This is a genomic window from Shewanella sp. GJ50-10 (genome assembly GCF_055808815.1).
Genome location: NZ_JBVVSS010000001.1, coordinates 1,381,318 through 1,396,559, shown reverse-complemented (window position 1 = coordinate 1,396,559; position 15,242 = coordinate 1,381,318). Strand labels below are relative to the sequence as shown.

At 41.8% G+C, this 15,242-nt stretch carries 9 protein-coding genes; 1 reads left to right on the top strand and 8 read right to left on the bottom strand.

The window, feature by feature from the left end; genetic code table 11:
- Positions 1-493: 493 nt before the first annotated feature.
- Positions 494-3,754, bottom strand: coding sequence for a DEAD/DEAH box helicase (locus AC0L4E_RS05830; RefSeq protein WP_473678393.1), 3,261 nt, complete (start codon positions 3,752-3,754; stop codon positions 494-496).
- A 119-nt stretch (positions 3,755-3,873) separates the two neighbouring features.
- Positions 3,874-5,826, bottom strand: coding sequence for a monovalent cation:proton antiporter family protein (locus tag AC0L4E_RS05825; protein ID WP_473678392.1), 1,953 nt, complete (start codon positions 5,824-5,826; stop codon positions 3,874-3,876).
- 200 nt (positions 5,827-6,026) lie between these two features.
- Here AC0L4E_RS05825 and dgcS point away from each other — a divergent pair, with 200 nt between their 5' ends.
- Positions 6,027-6,920 (top strand): diguanylate cyclase DgcS, encoded by an 894-nt coding sequence (dgcS, locus tag AC0L4E_RS05820; protein ID WP_473678391.1) that lies wholly within the window; start codon positions 6,027-6,029, stop codon positions 6,918-6,920.
- 49 nt (positions 6,921-6,969) lie between these two features.
- Here the strand turns inward: dgcS and tilS are convergent, their stop codons facing one another.
- From tilS to fabZ, 6 genes are all read right to left on the bottom strand, one after another.
- Complete coding sequence (gene tilS, locus AC0L4E_RS05815) at positions 6,970-8,370, bottom strand: tRNA lysidine(34) synthetase TilS (RefSeq protein WP_473678390.1); 1,401 nt, start codon at positions 8,368-8,370, stop codon at positions 6,970-6,972.
- A gap of 109 nt (positions 8,371-8,479) precedes the next feature.
- Positions 8,480-11,953 carry a DNA polymerase III subunit alpha gene (gene dnaE, locus AC0L4E_RS05810; RefSeq protein WP_473678389.1) on the bottom strand — a complete coding sequence of 1,158 codons (3,474 nt, stop codon included), beginning with the start codon at positions 11,951-11,953 and terminating at the stop codon, positions 8,480-8,482.
- 217 nt (positions 11,954-12,170) lie between these two features.
- A complete protein-coding gene (rnhB, locus tag AC0L4E_RS05805; RefSeq protein ID WP_473678388.1) occupies positions 12,171-12,800 on the bottom strand; it encodes a ribonuclease HII in 630 nt (209 codons plus the stop codon).
- A 45-nt stretch (positions 12,801-12,845) separates the two neighbouring features.
- Entirely contained in the window at positions 12,846-13,994 is a 1,149-nt protein-coding gene (gene lpxB, locus AC0L4E_RS05800; protein ID WP_473678387.1) for a lipid-A-disaccharide synthase, read from the bottom strand.
- A gap of 8 nt (positions 13,995-14,002) precedes the next feature.
- Positions 14,003-14,773: an acyl-ACP--UDP-N-acetylglucosamine O-acyltransferase gene (gene lpxA, locus AC0L4E_RS05795; RefSeq protein ID WP_473678386.1), complete on the bottom strand. Its 771-nt coding sequence runs from the start codon at positions 14,771-14,773 to the stop codon at positions 14,003-14,005.
- Entirely contained in the window at positions 14,770-15,231 is a 462-nt protein-coding gene (fabZ, locus tag AC0L4E_RS05790) for a 3-hydroxyacyl-ACP dehydratase FabZ (RefSeq protein ID WP_153916409.1), read from the bottom strand. Before fabZ ends, lpxA begins: the two co-directional genes overlap by 4 nt.
- Between the last annotated feature and the right edge of the window lie 11 nt (positions 15,232-15,242).

The window sequence follows — 15,242 nt, the reverse complement described above, 5'->3', positions numbered from 1 at the left end:
ACTTTGGTTTAATGAAGCTCTAACGCTTGCAATGGGGCGTCCCTTTCCCTCGAAAGCTAGCTAGAATCTTAAGTTTAGGATGCACAAAATGCCTTGAAGCACACGGATGTGCGAGAAAGGCCCTGTCTGGACTAACGTAATTTTCTTGCTTACCTCAATTCAAATTGAACATTTAAGCTTTAAATGAATTTAATTAGCTATGACAAATGAACTTGCAGGTTCAATGATCTCCGTTGGAAGTGTCCGAATGCGTTGAGCTAATTTGTGTGATGGAGGCAGGACGCCGACATAGCCTCAGTTTGAGCCATGGATGGCGAATCTGAGGCGGTAGCAAATTCGGTCTATAGCATAAGGAACAACACTTCGTCGGAGCGGCAAGGTTTTTTTATCCAAGAGTGAAAAGGGAAATGCTGTTGTTTCCCTTTCGTCTGGTGTGGGCGAAGCGCCACGACCTTGATTTTGCTTTTAACTACAAATAATAGACAGCAGCTAACTAACTCAATAATGACAATAAATCATCCGCATTGCCTTGCCATTGACTCTTAGCACTACCTGCTAAAATACTGTCGGCTAAACTTTGTTTATGTTGCTGCATCTCTTGAATTTTCTCTTCTACCGTACCTTGTGCAATCAGCTTATAAACAAACACTGGGTTAAGCTGCCCGATGCGGTGCGCTCTGTCTGTTGCTTGTTTTTCTGCTGCTGGATTCCACCAAGGGTCGAAGTGAATAACCGTATCTGCCGCCGTTAAATTAAGCCCTGTACCACCCGCTTTTAAGCTGATTAAAAATACTGGTACTTCACCTTCTTGGAAGGCATCAATTTCAACCTGACGATTACGAGTTTGGCCAGTAAGCTTACTGTAGCTTATGCCCATATCGATAAACTCTTGCTCGATAAGTGCCAGCATGCCGGTAAATTGGCTGAATATGAGTATCTTACGCCCCTCTTCCACCATCTCAGGCACGTTTTCAGTCAACCAGGTTAGTTTGGCATTGTTTTCTACGTATTGAGCTTGTTCAAGCTTGACTAAGCGAGGGTCGCAGCAAGCTTGGCGCAGTTTAAGCAAAGCATCTAAAAACTCAATATGACTGCTAGACACACCTTGTTTAGCAAACAATTCACGTAACTTTTTCTCCATCACTAATCGAATGCTTTCGTATAAGTTACGTTGATCTTTTTCAAGCTCTAAAGTCTGCACAATAATGGTTTTTTCGGGCAGCTCTGACATCACTTCGCTTTTTGTACGGCGGAGCAAAAATGGCGCGATACGATTTAGCAATACGGCAGACTTTTCAGTATCCGCTTGCTTTTCAATCGGGCCTCTAAATTCTTTATTAAAATAGGCGTGTTGGCCTAAAAGCCCCGGCAAACAAAAATCCATTAATGACTTTAACTCGCCTAGATGATTCTCTAACGGTGTACCAGATAGACATAATCTAAACTGACCCTTAAAGGTTTTTAGTGCTTGAGTGACTTTAGCTTGGGCATTTTTAATTTGCTGGGCTTCATCTAAAATGATGTGCTCAAAACTGTATTCACTGTAAACAATCTCATCACGCAGAATCAGCGGATAAGTGGTCACGATGACATCAAAGTCCTCAATTTGATCTAACAAAGCTTGGCGTTTGTTACCGTGAACCACCAGCACTTTTAAATCAGGGGTAAATTTTTGCGCCTCTTTATACCAGTTGCCCACAAGGCTTGTTGGGCACACAATCAAGCTTGGTCTGGTTTTACCTGAGGTTGTTCTAGCTGGTGCATTTAGGCTTGAACTTGCCGCAGCGGCTTTCATTTGTTTTGCTTTTAACAAAAACGCCAAGGTTTGTAGGGTTTTACCTAGCCCCATATCATCAGCAAGAATACCGCCTAATTGATACTCTTTTAAGAAACAAAGCCAGTCATAGCCCTGTTTTTGATAATCGCGTAACGTGGCATTTAACCCCGTTGGCAATTCAACAGCTTGGATACCTTTAAATTCAGAAAGCTTGCTAGCAAGGTGCCTTACCCGCTCGCCATTTAATAAACGAATATCGCTTTCTGATAACTCATTAAGTAAGTCCGCTCGGTTACGGGGTACTTCTAATAAGTCACCGCCACCTCGCTGAAACAGTTCTTGAATCACCGATATTAACGGCTTGATCGTTTTAGCTTTAATTTTTACAAAACGGCCGTTTGGCCCAGGAAGGATCAGCTCTTGCTCATCATCAGGTTCGCCATTTTGTTGTAGCCACCTTGCGACTAAGCTCAATAGCGGCACACTTTGCCCTTCAATATCGGCATTAAGCGATAGCGAAAACCAACCACTGTCTTCATCGTCGTCTAAATCAACTTCGATATCGGCTTCAATAATGTTTAAATCAAACTCTGGGGCAAACTCAACCTCATAACCTAGATCTTCTAAGGTCATGATCCCAAATGTCGTTAATTGCGCCCACTCGTTAACCATTTCAGGCATTAAACCAAGACTGTAATAACTGACTGAATTGTTGGTATAGGTGAGTAAGCTATTATCAATGGCCTGCAATTGTAGGCTTTGTAAGCATTCAATAGCTTGCGCTTCACCGTCGAGTGCACGATGAATTTGATACTGCGTTTTACCGCGTTTAATTAAACTGATTTTCTCACGGCTGACTTTACCTGGAATGGTAATATCGCCATAAGCAAATTCAAGCTGTAATACTGGCTGAACTACTGCGCTGTCGTTTAACTGCACCATAGTAAAGGTTAATTTAACCTTTAACGGGTCTTCAATTTCATGAAATTCAATTTCGCTGGGTACAGGCACACTTTTAGGCGAAAAATGACGCAGCATTTTGTCACTAATACTATCGACTTTATCCAGTGGCACTGGCGGCATTTGTTGCAGTAACTTGAGTTTTTCAACAGTTAAATCTGTTGCTACGGCGCCGATTTTTAAATAATCCAAATCGACAAACATAGGTGGGCATGTAGCGATGAACTCCCAGTTATCTAACTCCGGCATGCTCATGCTAATTTGGGTATGTCGGGCATCGGTTTCTTGCCAAACAAAATCAGGAGTAACAGGATTTGTGATAGTAAGCGGTGTACGGCTTTCTTCCCAAAAACAGGTTTTCAGTTCCAGCATTTTATTTAAAGCTAATGCGCAGATTTCACCCTCTAGATAAATTTTTGAGGCACTTTTAGAAGATGACAGTAATAGGCTGATAATTTGGCTATCTTCAGGGTTAATCCACCAAGGAAGATGATATTTAACATCGTTTAAAGCAACTTTACTGCCCTTGTTGTATTGACCTTTTTTATTTAATTTACTGCGCTTAAAGTCGACAAAAATACCGTGATGATCGCTAGATAAAGTAAAGATAATACGATCTTTTTCTTCATCCTCTTCTTCAACAGGGTTAATAAGGTCTTGTTTTTCTAGTTGCATTAACCACTGACTCAAACGCTGCTCTTCAACCGGTTTCTTATCAATTAAGGCTAAAAGCGCGGCAGCGACATGCTTACAGTTAGTCGCCACAGGACAGGTGCAATGAGACTTCATCACAATTTTATGGTTCACGTTAACCAAAGTAATATCTTGGCGATATGGCTCAGTAGCAGAGCCCACCACATAAGATTCGATATTATGGTTTTCTTGGCTTGCATGTACTTCAAGTACACGCCCTTCAATCAGATAGTTCTGTGCTTTTTGAAGTTGAACAGAAGAAAATAACTTAGCGATAAGGTCTAAGCTAATTTTAATTGGAAGATTAAACAATTTGGCCGACATGCACTATTCCATACAAGCTGTAGCAAGAAAAATTGGCTACACAACAACGAACGTAACCATCCATTGTATGGAAGAAGATGGCAAAATTCTACTGTATTTGGCCATCTTCAAAAAAACCATCACCCTTGTAGTAAATACTCTTCGGCGGTTTCTATTTCGCGGGGTTTTCCGACGAGCATAATGATGTCTTTACGCTCAAAGACCCATTCTTCTGGTGGCGGGCTTAGTTCCTCACCTTTGCGTCTCACTGCACGTATTTCAACACCTAATTGAGACCACGGAATTGCCGTTAACTTCTTACCAACAGCATTTGAACCAATATCCAATGACACGGCGTGCAGTAGTTCAAGGGTAAAGTCCGTTTCGGCGCCGGTAAAAAATCCGTGTAGATATTGATAGTGATTACGCCTTTCTGACTCTAGCCGCTTAATAATTCGCGGCAGTGGCACACCACATTTATAAAGCACCTGTGACACTAGCATCAAACTCCCTTCTAGTTTTTCAGGGATAACTTGAGTCGCACCCATTTCTTTTAAACTATCAAGTTCAGCATCATCTGTTGTGCGCACTAGTATTTTGGTTTCTGGGGCCAGTTTACGAGACAGCGCTAAACATTCTTCCACTTGCCTTGATTCACCAAAGGTGATTACCACCATGCTGGCACGGCGTATACCAATTTGCTTCAGCAAGCCCATTTTACAAGCATCGCCAAAGAACACTGGCTCGCCTGCTATTTTTGCCTCTGACACTCGCTTAGGGTCTAAATCTAATACTACAAAAGGCACAGCTTCAGTTTTTAAAAAGCGTGCGATTGTTTGCCCTACACGGCCATAACCCAATATTAAGACTAAGTCGCCGTCTTCAGGCGGCGGCAGTGTAAACTCATCTTCCAGCTGGGATTTTTTAGAGGTTTTACCTTCAATTTTTTGTGCGATTTCGACGCTATTTCTCACCAGCCAAGGGGCGATTGACATTGAAAGCACTGCCACCATAACGAATATGGTACTCATTTGAGTTTCGAGTAATTCATAGTTCACCGCTAAAGCAAGGACAACAAAACTAAATTCGCCCACCTGCGCTAGACTAATTGCGGTACTTAACGCCACTTTGAATTGTTCGCCGCCTAATTTTAGGATGCCAAATACCACAATGGTTTTGGTCAGCAGTACCGCAAAGAGTATCAATAAAATCTGCCACCAAAACTCAGCCACAATGGTGAAATCGAGCAACATACCAATAGAGATAAAAAACAGCCCCATTAATAAGTCACGAAACGGTCTAATATCCGCTTCAAGCTGACGGCGGTATTGGCTTTCACCTAGCAGCATACCGGCAATAAATGCTCCCAATGCCATCGATAAACCTAACCATTGGGTAAATGCCCCAGTAACCAACACCACGACTAATGTAGAAAGAACAAACAACTCATTGGAACGAGAACGGGCAACTTCATCAAATATGCGTGGCAATATCCATTTACCAAAAGACATTAAACCAATAAAAGCGAGGATCCCTGTTAACAAACCCCAAGCTAAATCAAGAAAGCCAATTGGGTCGCCATTAGTGGATAATAACGGTAGAACGATTAATAAAGGGACAACGGCAATATCTTGAAATAACAGCACACTGACGGATAACTCACCATGCCTTCTTCGCATCCAACCTTGCTCGTTTACTAACTTGAGCACAATTGCCGTAGACGATAATGCCACAGCCGATCCGATCACCACTGCGGCAATCATATTCTGGCCAAATAATAAGGCAACAAGGCCCGCAATTAATGCGGTTAACGTTACTTGGGCACTGCCTAAGCCAAATACCGTGCGGCGCATAGACCAAAGCTTAGGTACCGAGAACTCAAGCCCTAAACTAAACATGAGTAACACTACGCCGAGTTCGGCTACTGAATGCATTTGTTGCTGAGTAAACCAATGAAAACCGCTAGGTCCGCTGACAACACCTGTGAGCAAGTAAGCCAGAATAGGCGGTAAGCCAAATCGACGTAATAGAGAGATTGCCACAATTGCAATCACCAACATTGAGAGAATATGGATGAAAATGCTGTGCTCCATAAATACGTGTTCTCCGAGTCAAAAAACCAGCGGTTAAAGAAACAGTCTATTAACAAAGTAATTCATTAACAATAACCATATGAAAATAAGCAATAAAAAATATTAGGCATAATTATTGCTTACAAATTGATACAGGTAGCAAGAATACGTAGTTATGACACTTGCGAGTAAAGATAGCATCATCAAATGAGGTAAAAATAATGGATTACGCAATAGCTTCACAGCCATATCCAGAACAAAACTGGGATAAATCAGCACCTTACGAAAGTACTAAAAGTGCCGACTCAGAAAATAATTTGATGAAAATTCTCCAACAAATGCATTCAAGTTTAGATCCAAGAACCGTGTTTGCCAGCTACGGCAATACGCTTGGCCAATTATTGCCGATACAAGGGTTACAGCTTAATCACCAACTTAAACTCAACTGGGGCCGTTGTCATGGCTTAAATCAACAACGGGTTATTAGCGGTTTTGGCGAACCTTACAGTATTAAGTACTACCTCCAAGCACCGCTCACTCCTAACCAGTTATTACAATTAAATGAGCTAGAAGCCCTGTTTTCTCAGCCATTTGCTAACGCCATCAAGTTTGAAAAAATGTCAAATCAAGCTATGTTTGACGCCTTAACAGGTTTAGGAAACCGATACTATTATCGTCAAAGTATCAAAGGTGCGTTAGCAAGAGCTAATCGAAAACAAGGCGATATCTCATTGTTAGTGTTGGATTTAGATAATTTCAAAAGTTTAAATGACAAACATGGCCATAAGTTAGGCGACACAATATTGTCTGAATTTGCTGAATTGGTAAATGAAGCTATTCGTAATACCGACCAAGCATTTCGTATTGGTGGTGATGAATTTATTATTATAGCCCAAGGAAATGAACTCGAAATGACACCTTTGTGTCAGCGTATTATTGCGGCGATGGCAGAGCACCCATTAATGAGTGCGTTTAACGTGCAATGTAGCCTTGGTGTTGCTGACTCTAAAGAGACACAAGCCCAAGACAAGTTATACGAGCGTGCAGATTCTGCACTATATGCAGCAAAAGCATCTGGTAGAAATTGCTTTAAATTCAGCACCGAAGCAAGCTGAGCAATAAGTTGTGTCACTGAGTAATATTAAAAATAAACCAAGCCGTTTGTTATAGCTTAAAACCGAGCTCTTGTTGTTGAGCTAAAAATCGTTTGTCGACCCATAGCCCTATTGCGGCAACAAGATTGTCATTATAGAACACCAGCGGGATTTGATTTCTCTGCCATGGAGGCACGGCAAGTTCTTGCCATATCTTTTTAAGCGCACGTCCTTTGTCCCTAAAGTGAGGCTGACAGCGAGTGCTTCCTTTTGCCCCATAAACAATCGAGACAGTTTCAAGTCTTGGCATTCTTAAACGTATACCTGCATCGGCCATACCAATCTGATATTCATTAATCGTTAAGCTGCTTTCGACTTGTGGCGCTTCTGCTGAGATAAAACCAGAAAGTGTGTTGATGATATTGGTTTGATCAAGCTTCACACTTAACTCATCAATCACAGCAACAATGTAGGCATTGCCAGCAAAACGTCTAATTGAATAGTCACCGCAGTGAACATTCACTTTGGCATCATCTGCGGCGTTAAGTATTTGCTCAAGTATTTGTTCAAGCTGAGACTGAGAAGGCAAATTAAAGCCTTGGCTTTGAATAAAGCCCCTAAGCAGTAATCCCTGCCACTGATAAGATTGCTCTCTTAAATCTAGCAATTTAAATGCTGGGAATGGCCCCGTTACCGAAGAGTCAATGAAGTCAGGTAAGCGATTATTCACTTCTTGCTCAATCACTTGTTGTTGCTGCGCACATAGGTTGGCACTTCTTGAAGCCGTTACTGCAATACTGGGCCAGCGCTGTTTTAATCGAGGAATGATATCTTGGCGTAAAAAATTACGATCAAATTGCTCGTCTTGATTACTCTCATCTTCAATATGCTTTAGCTCAACTGAAGCGGCAAAAGATTCGATTTGGCTTCTAGACACATCTAGCAGCGGCCTAACAATCCAACTATCTTGATTAAAGGGTTGAATAGCGCCCATCGCAGCCAAACCTTTAGGGCCCTGTCCACGCTTAAGGGCTAACAATACTGTTTCGAGTTGGTCATCTTGATGGTGAGCCGTTAATAAGATGTCACCTTGATTGAGGTATTTTTTGAATACGTTATAACGGGCATCTCTCGCTATCGCTTCTAGGCTTTTGCGCGGCGCTTTTGTGAGGTTAACTCGCTCGATTTGAATCGGCAGCTGGTATTTTTTTGCTTGAGTTAAACAATGCTCAACCCAAGTGTCAGCGTTATCGCTCAATCCATGATGAACATGGACTAATAGACATGGAATATGCGGGTGCTGCTGAGCAAATAGGCTTAGGCCATAAGCAAGACACTCTGAATCAACCCCGCCACTGTAAGCTAATACTAACTTAGGTTGCTGATTACCTGAAAAGGCAGGTGAATTCGATGAAAGCAGTGCTAAGGTATAGCGCTCGATCGCCTGACTTATTTCACTGACTGTCATCATTTGCATCCCTACTTGGATTAATGAAACTGGTTGAATTAGTTGAGTTAATAGAAGCAAAACCAATGAGTGCTAATAGTGCTTGTATTAAAATCAACTTAGTCACTTATAACTAAAAAACAATCTTAACGTTTTTAGAGCCAACTAAGCTTTCAATCGCCAGCATCAACTCATCTGTCGGGTTAACTCGCCATTCATCACCCAAGTTTAACTGCCCTGCTGCTTCTTGTTGCTGATAATTAATTACCACAGGCACACTGCCATTTTTCCATGGTGTTAATGCTGCTTCAAACTGTTCAAGCCAAACTTGATTAATATCATCAGCCGTCACGTTAATTTCTACCGCATTAGCAAAGTGGCTGCGCGCTTCACCAATTTCGATAATATTACGCGCCGTCATACGGTTGCCGCCAGCAAAGTCATCAAAGCTGACTTCACCTTCACAAATCAAAATACGGTCTTTCTCTAGTAAATGATTAAACTTCTCAAACGCTTCAGTAAATAACATCACTTCTAAACGGGCACTTTTATCATCTAAAGTCACTAGACCCATTTTAGAGCCACGCTTAGTGATCATCACGCGAGTAGCAATCACTAAACCTGCCGCTTTCATGGTTTTACCGCGATCAGTTGGATGCACATCTTTAAGGCGACCTGAAGTATATTGCTTTAACTCTTTAAGGTACTGGTTGATTGGGTGACCAGTCAGGTATAACCCTAAGGTATCGCGCTCACCTTCAAGCCATACTTTATCTGGCCAAGTGGCACATTCAACAAAGCTTTGTTTGTTATCTTCAGGCTCAGAATTAAGCAGGCCAAACATATCATTTTGACCAGTCGCTTCAGCTTTAGCATGTTGCGCTGCGGCTAAAATAGCCTCAGGAAGTGTCGCTATCATGGCTGCTCGGTGCGGCCCTAAGTTATCCAATGCACCAGCACAAATGAGCTTTTCAATGACACGCTTATTGAGCTTTTTCAAATCGATTCGAGCACAAAAATCGAATAAGTCGGTAAACGGCCCATCTTTACGCGCATTTAAAATCGATTCAACAGGGCCATCACCCACACCTTTAATCGCGCCGATTCCGTATACGATGTTTAAGTCGTCATCGACGGTGAATTTGAACAAGCCCTTGTTCACATCTGGCGGGATAATCGGCAAGCCCATACGTTCACATTCATCCACCAAAATAACAATTTTATCAGTGTTATCCATGTCCGCAGACATTACTGCAGCCATAAACTCAGCTGGATAATGAGTTTTTAACCATAGCGTTTGATAAGAAACTAAAGCATAAGCAGCTGAGTGAGATTTGTTGAAACCATAACCTGCGAATTTTTCCACCAAATCGAAAATTTTCATCGATAAGGGGCCATCAACGCCATTTTTTATCGCACCTTCTTCGAAAGTGCCACGCTGTTTAGCCATTTCTTCAGGCTTTTTCTTACCCATTGCACGGCGGAGCATATCTGCGCCACCTAAGGTGTAGCCCGCAAGTACCTGCGCAATTTGCATGACTTGCTCTTGGTACAAAATAATCCCGTAAGTAGGCTCTAGCAGCTCTTTTAAAGATTCATGTTGATATTCAGCATCGGGGTACGAAACTTCTTCACGGCCATGCTTACGTTCAATGAAGTTATCTACCATGCCTGACTGCAGTGGGCCAGGACGGAAAAGTGCCACTAATGCAATCATATCCTCGAAACAATCGGGCTGAAGACGTTTAATCAAATCTTTCATACCACGGGATTCTAATTGGAATACCGCTGTGGTTTCGTAACGCTGTAGCAATCTGAATGATTTAGGATCGGTTAAACTAATTGATTCAATCCTAACCGGCTCTTCCCCTGCTTTTTCTAAGCGAGGGTTAATCATTTGCAGTGCCCAATCAATAATGGTTAAGGTTCTTAATCCCAAGAAATCGAATTTTACTAGGCCCGCGGTTTCAACATCATTCTTATCAAACTGGGTAACTGGGTTTAAGCCTTCAGCATCGCAGTACAGTGGTGAGAAATCGGTGATTACGGTCGGTGATATCACAACCCCACCGGCATGCTTACCCGCGTTACGTGTCACGCCTTCTAAGCGCCTACACATATCAATCAATTCGCGAACGTCTTCATCAGCACTGTAAGCTTCAGGTAATGAAGGTTCCACTTCAAACGCTTTCGTCAGCGTCATCCCAGGCTCTGCTGGGATCATTTTAGTCAGACGTTCAACAAAACCATAAGGATGGCCTAAAGCACGCCCAACGTCGCGCACAACAGCTTTTGCAGCCATGGTACCGAAAGTAATAATTTGCGATACCGCATCTCGTCCATATAATTCAGCAACGTGATCAATTACTTCATCACGGCGATCCATACAGAAATCGACATCGAAATCGGGCATCGATACACGTTCTGGGTTCAAGAAACGTTCGAATAATAAATCATACTCTAACGGGTCTAAGTCGGTAATTTTTAGTGCATAAGCCACGAGAGACCCCGCACCAGAACCACGACCAGGACCAACTGGGATATCGTTATCTTTACCCCATTGAATGAACTCCATTACGATCAAGAAGTAACCAGGGAATCCCATTTGGTTAATAACTTTAAGTTCAATATCAAGGCGTTCATCATATTCTGGGCGTTTTTCTAAGCGTTCTTTTTCATCTGGAAATAAGAACTCTAATCTTTCTTCTAAGCCTTTTTCTGAAATATCAACCAGAAAGTCTTCAATTGATAAGTCACCTGTAGGGAAATTAGGCAAAAAGTATTCATTTAAACGAATGGTGACATTACAGCGTTTGGCTATTTCAACTGAATTAGAAAGTGCAGAAGGAATATCAGCAAATAACTCGCACATTTCGTCTTCTGTACGCAGGTATTGTTGCTCACTGTATTTCTTAGGTCGACGAGGATCTGCCAAGGTAAAACCATCATGGATCGCCACGCGAATTTCATGAGACTCAAAATCATCGGCTTTTAAAAATACCACTTGGTTTGTGGCAACTACAGGTAAGTCTTTTTCTGAAGCAAGCTGCACCGCCATATGCAAATAGCGCTCTTCGTCAGGACGACCCGTTCGCAATAACTCTAGAAAATATCGGTCTTCAAAATGAGTCTTATAGAACTCAACCAATTCATCAACTTGAGTCTTATTGTCTTTTAATAACGCTTTACCAACATCACCCTCTTTTGCTCCAGAGATCAATAAAATACCTTTATTGAATTTAACTAACCACTCTTGGTCAATCACGACTCTGCCGTTAATTTGTCCACGTAAATACGCTTCACTGATTAACTGGGTCAAACTCTGATAACCATCATTATTCATCGCAATAATGGTGACAGCACAAAAATCGTCATCAAACCCTGGCACTTTCATCCAAAAATCTGCGCCAACGATTGGCTTTATTCCAGCCCCATGAGCTCCGCCATAGTATTTTACTAGGCCGCAAAAGTTATTTTGGTCAGTTATGGCTAATGCACCCATTCCAAGTTCAGCAGCTTTCGCTAGGATAGGCTTAACTTTTGCCACGCCATCTGACATGGAAAAATCACTGTGAACACGAAGGTGGACGAAACGAGGATCGGACATAGAATATGATATCTTTGGAATGCTTGATTAAAAGGAAAAAACCGCTGACCAGATTAGCAAACTAAGCTAATTTATAATAGTGAATAATGAATTTCACAGTGTTATAGATAATTTTGAATTTAGATGCATAACATAAAATTCGTTACCTTATCTAACTGTAATCAATACTGTAATCAATAAGGTAACGTTTTATGATGGTCTGAGATGAAATTGTCTATTAAGGTTTATTTAACCGCTCAAGAACAGGTTTAAAGCTTTTACGATGTTCATCTAAAACACCGTGAGCTTCTAACGCTTCAAAATGCGCTTTTGTTGGATAGCCTTTATGATTCGCAAAACCATATTGTGGGTATCGAGCATCAAGTTCTGCCATTTCTCTGTCACGAGTCACTTTAGCAATAATTGAGGCAGCACTGATTGCAGCAACTAAGCCATCACCTTTGATAATCGCATGACTTTGAATGCCAAAATCAGGTGAGCGGTTCCCATCAACTAATACCCGCTCAGGTTGCATAGATAATCCACTCACCGCCCGCTGCATTGCTAGCATTGTCGCATGAAGAATATTAATTTGATCAATTTCAACCGGAGACGCTCGGCCAACGCTGATAGCTAAGGCTTTATCGATAATTTCAATATACAAAGCTTCACGGCGCTTCTCGGTAAGCTTTTTAGAATCGTTTAAACCAGTGATAGGATTGTTGGGATCTAATATGACTGCTGCCGTCACAACGTCACCCACTAATGGGCCGCGACCGACTTCGTCGACACCTGCAACTACACCGCGGCTAATATATTCTACTTGTTCAGGCGTGATACCTTTAATTACCGCAGGAATTCGGCTCATTACACATTCTCTTGTGATGGGTGGTTCATTTGGGGGAGTGATTCGTTATTGCTCGTTGATCACTTTAATTACTGCATCTGCTGCGCGGTCACTGGCATTACAACGAAGAGTAAGATGCATCTTTTCAAACTCAGCTTTCAAAGGTGCAAAATCAATGTTCAATTGTTCGATTACGGCAGCTGCAATATTGTGCTCATTACACTCGTCTTGCACAATTTCAGGAATTAATGCGCGATCAGCTAATAAGTTAGGTAACGAATAGTGTTCAAGGCTCATTAATCTTTTAGCGATACTGTATGTCAGCCCGTTCACTCTATATGACATGACTGTCGGACGTTTAACTAACATTGCTTCTAAAGCAGCAGTACCTGAGGCTAAAAGTATGGCGTCTGATGCTGCCATCACTTCGCGAGATTGACCTTCAATCAATTCAATTTCTAAATCTGGGGCGAACTCTTTAAGGGCTGCAACAAACTGTGCTCTGCGCGCTTCGTTCACTAATGGAGTGACAAACTTAATATCAGGATATTTTTGTTTAACAATCACAATCGCTTTAATGAATGGCTCAGCAAGTTGCTTAAGCTCACTTCCGCGAGAACCCGGTAATACTGCTAAATATTCAGCATGAGGATCTAACCCCAGTAATTCTCGAGCTGCTAATTTATCGCTTTCCATTGGTATGTCATCAGCCAGTGTATGGCCAACAAAGGTGCAAGGAACTTGATATTTATCGTAAAAAGCTTTTTCAAAAGGCAGCAGCGATAAAACCATATTGGTGGCTTTTGCTATTTTGAAGATACGCTTTGGACGCCAAGCCCACACAGATGGACTGACATAATGGACGGTTTTAACACCTTTGTTTTTAAGCTTTAACTCAAGACCGATATTAAAATCTGGCGCATCGATACCTATAAAGCAATCAGGTTTTGCTTGGCAAATTTTTTCAATCAGCGTCGCTCTAACCTTGAGCAATCTAGGTAGTCGTCCTAGCACCTCAACAATCCCCATCACCGCTAGCTCTTCGTATGAAAAGAAACTCTCAAAGCCAAGCGCTTCCATTTGCGGACCGCCGATACCAATAAATCGGGCATCTGGGTATTGCTTTTGCAAGGATTTGATTAATCCCGCACCTAAAATATCGCCGGAGAGTTCTCCGGCGACCATTGCAAATATACGAGGGGTATTATTTGTCATTGTTTATTCTATCGAATGATCCCACGGGATGAGCCATTAATAAATTCAACCATACCTTTAACGTATTCATCTGATTCAGCATCTTCTGAAATTTCAGCTAAAGCTTCCTCGATGGTTAAGTTTTTACGGTAAAGCGACTTATAAGTGCGACGAATCGCATGTTGTGTTTCTTTGGTGAAGCCACGGCGTTTTAAGCCTTCAGCATTTAATCCACGAGGAATTGCAGGACTGCCCGCAGCCATAACAAATGGAGGCACGTCTTGGAAAATAGTTGACGAGCCAGCAGTAAAGGCGTGAGCACCAATATGCACAAACTGATGAACACCTGTCATGCCACCTAAAATAGCCCAGTCACCCACATGTACGTGACCAGCAATAGATGCATTATTTGCCATGATGATGTTATCACCTAGAACACAATCGTGAGCGATGTGAACATAAGCCATCAATAAGTTATTTGAACCAATGCGTGTTTCACTATTATCTTGAATAGTGCCACGGTGAATGGTCACGTTTTCACGGATAATATTGTTATCACCCATGATCAATGTGGTTGGTTCACCTGCATATTTTTTATCTTGGCACTCTTCACCGATAGAAGAGAACTGGAAGAATCGGTTACCTTTACCAATGACGCTTGGGCCTTTGATAACCACATGAGAACTAACCCATGTATCGTCACCAATTTCTACATCAGCGCCAATATAACTCCAAGGGCCGATAGTGACATTGTTGCCGATTTTTGCGTCAGGATGTACGAATGCTAACTTATCAATCACTTGTTGATCTCTCTACGTGCACACATAATTTCGGCAGAACACGCTAATTCGCCATCGACGAATGCTTGTCCTTCAAATACACCAATCCCTCGGCGTTCTTTAATCATTTTGACATGGAAATGAACTTGGTCACCTGGAGAAACAACACGTTTAAAACGCGCCTTATCAACACCAGCAAGTAAATATAATACATCTGGTGAAGGCTCTGGGCTCATGGTCTTAAATGCTAATAAACCTGTAGCTTGTGCCATGGCTTCGATAATTAACACACCAGGCATAACAGGTTTTACAGGGAAATGACCTTGGAAAAATGGTTCATTAAACGTCACGTTTTTAATCGCATGTAAAGATTCACCAACGGTATAATCTAATACACGGTCAACTAACAAAAATGGATATCTATGAGGAAGATACTGAAGGATTTCTTCAATATCCATTGTATTTAATTCGTTTGACACGCTTAAGTCCT

Excerpts from the sequence above, each read along its gene's own strand:
- AC0L4E_RS05830 (WP_473678393.1), bottom strand. The coding sequence starts at position 3,754 with ATGTCGGCCAAATTGTTTAATCTTCCAATTAAAATTAGCTTAGACCTT.
- AC0L4E_RS05825 (WP_473678392.1), bottom strand. The coding sequence starts at position 5,826 with ATGGAGCACAGCATTTTCATCCATATTCTCTCAATGTTGGTGATTGCA.
- dgcS (WP_473678391.1), top strand. The coding sequence starts at position 6,027 with ATGGATTACGCAATAGCTTCACAGCCATATCCAGAACAAAACTGGGAT.
- tilS (WP_473678390.1), bottom strand. The coding sequence starts at position 8,370 with ATGATGACAGTCAGTGAAATAAGTCAGGCGATCGAGCGCTATACCTTA.
- dnaE (WP_473678389.1), bottom strand. The coding sequence starts at position 11,953 with ATGTCCGATCCTCGTTTCGTCCACCTTCGTGTTCACAGTGATTTTTCC.
- rnhB (WP_473678388.1), bottom strand. The coding sequence starts at position 12,800 with ATGAGCCGAATTCCTGCGGTAATTAAAGGTATCACGCCTGAACAAGTA.
- lpxB (WP_473678387.1), bottom strand. The coding sequence starts at position 13,994 with ATGACAAATAATACCCCTCGTATATTTGCAATGGTCGCCGGAGAACTC.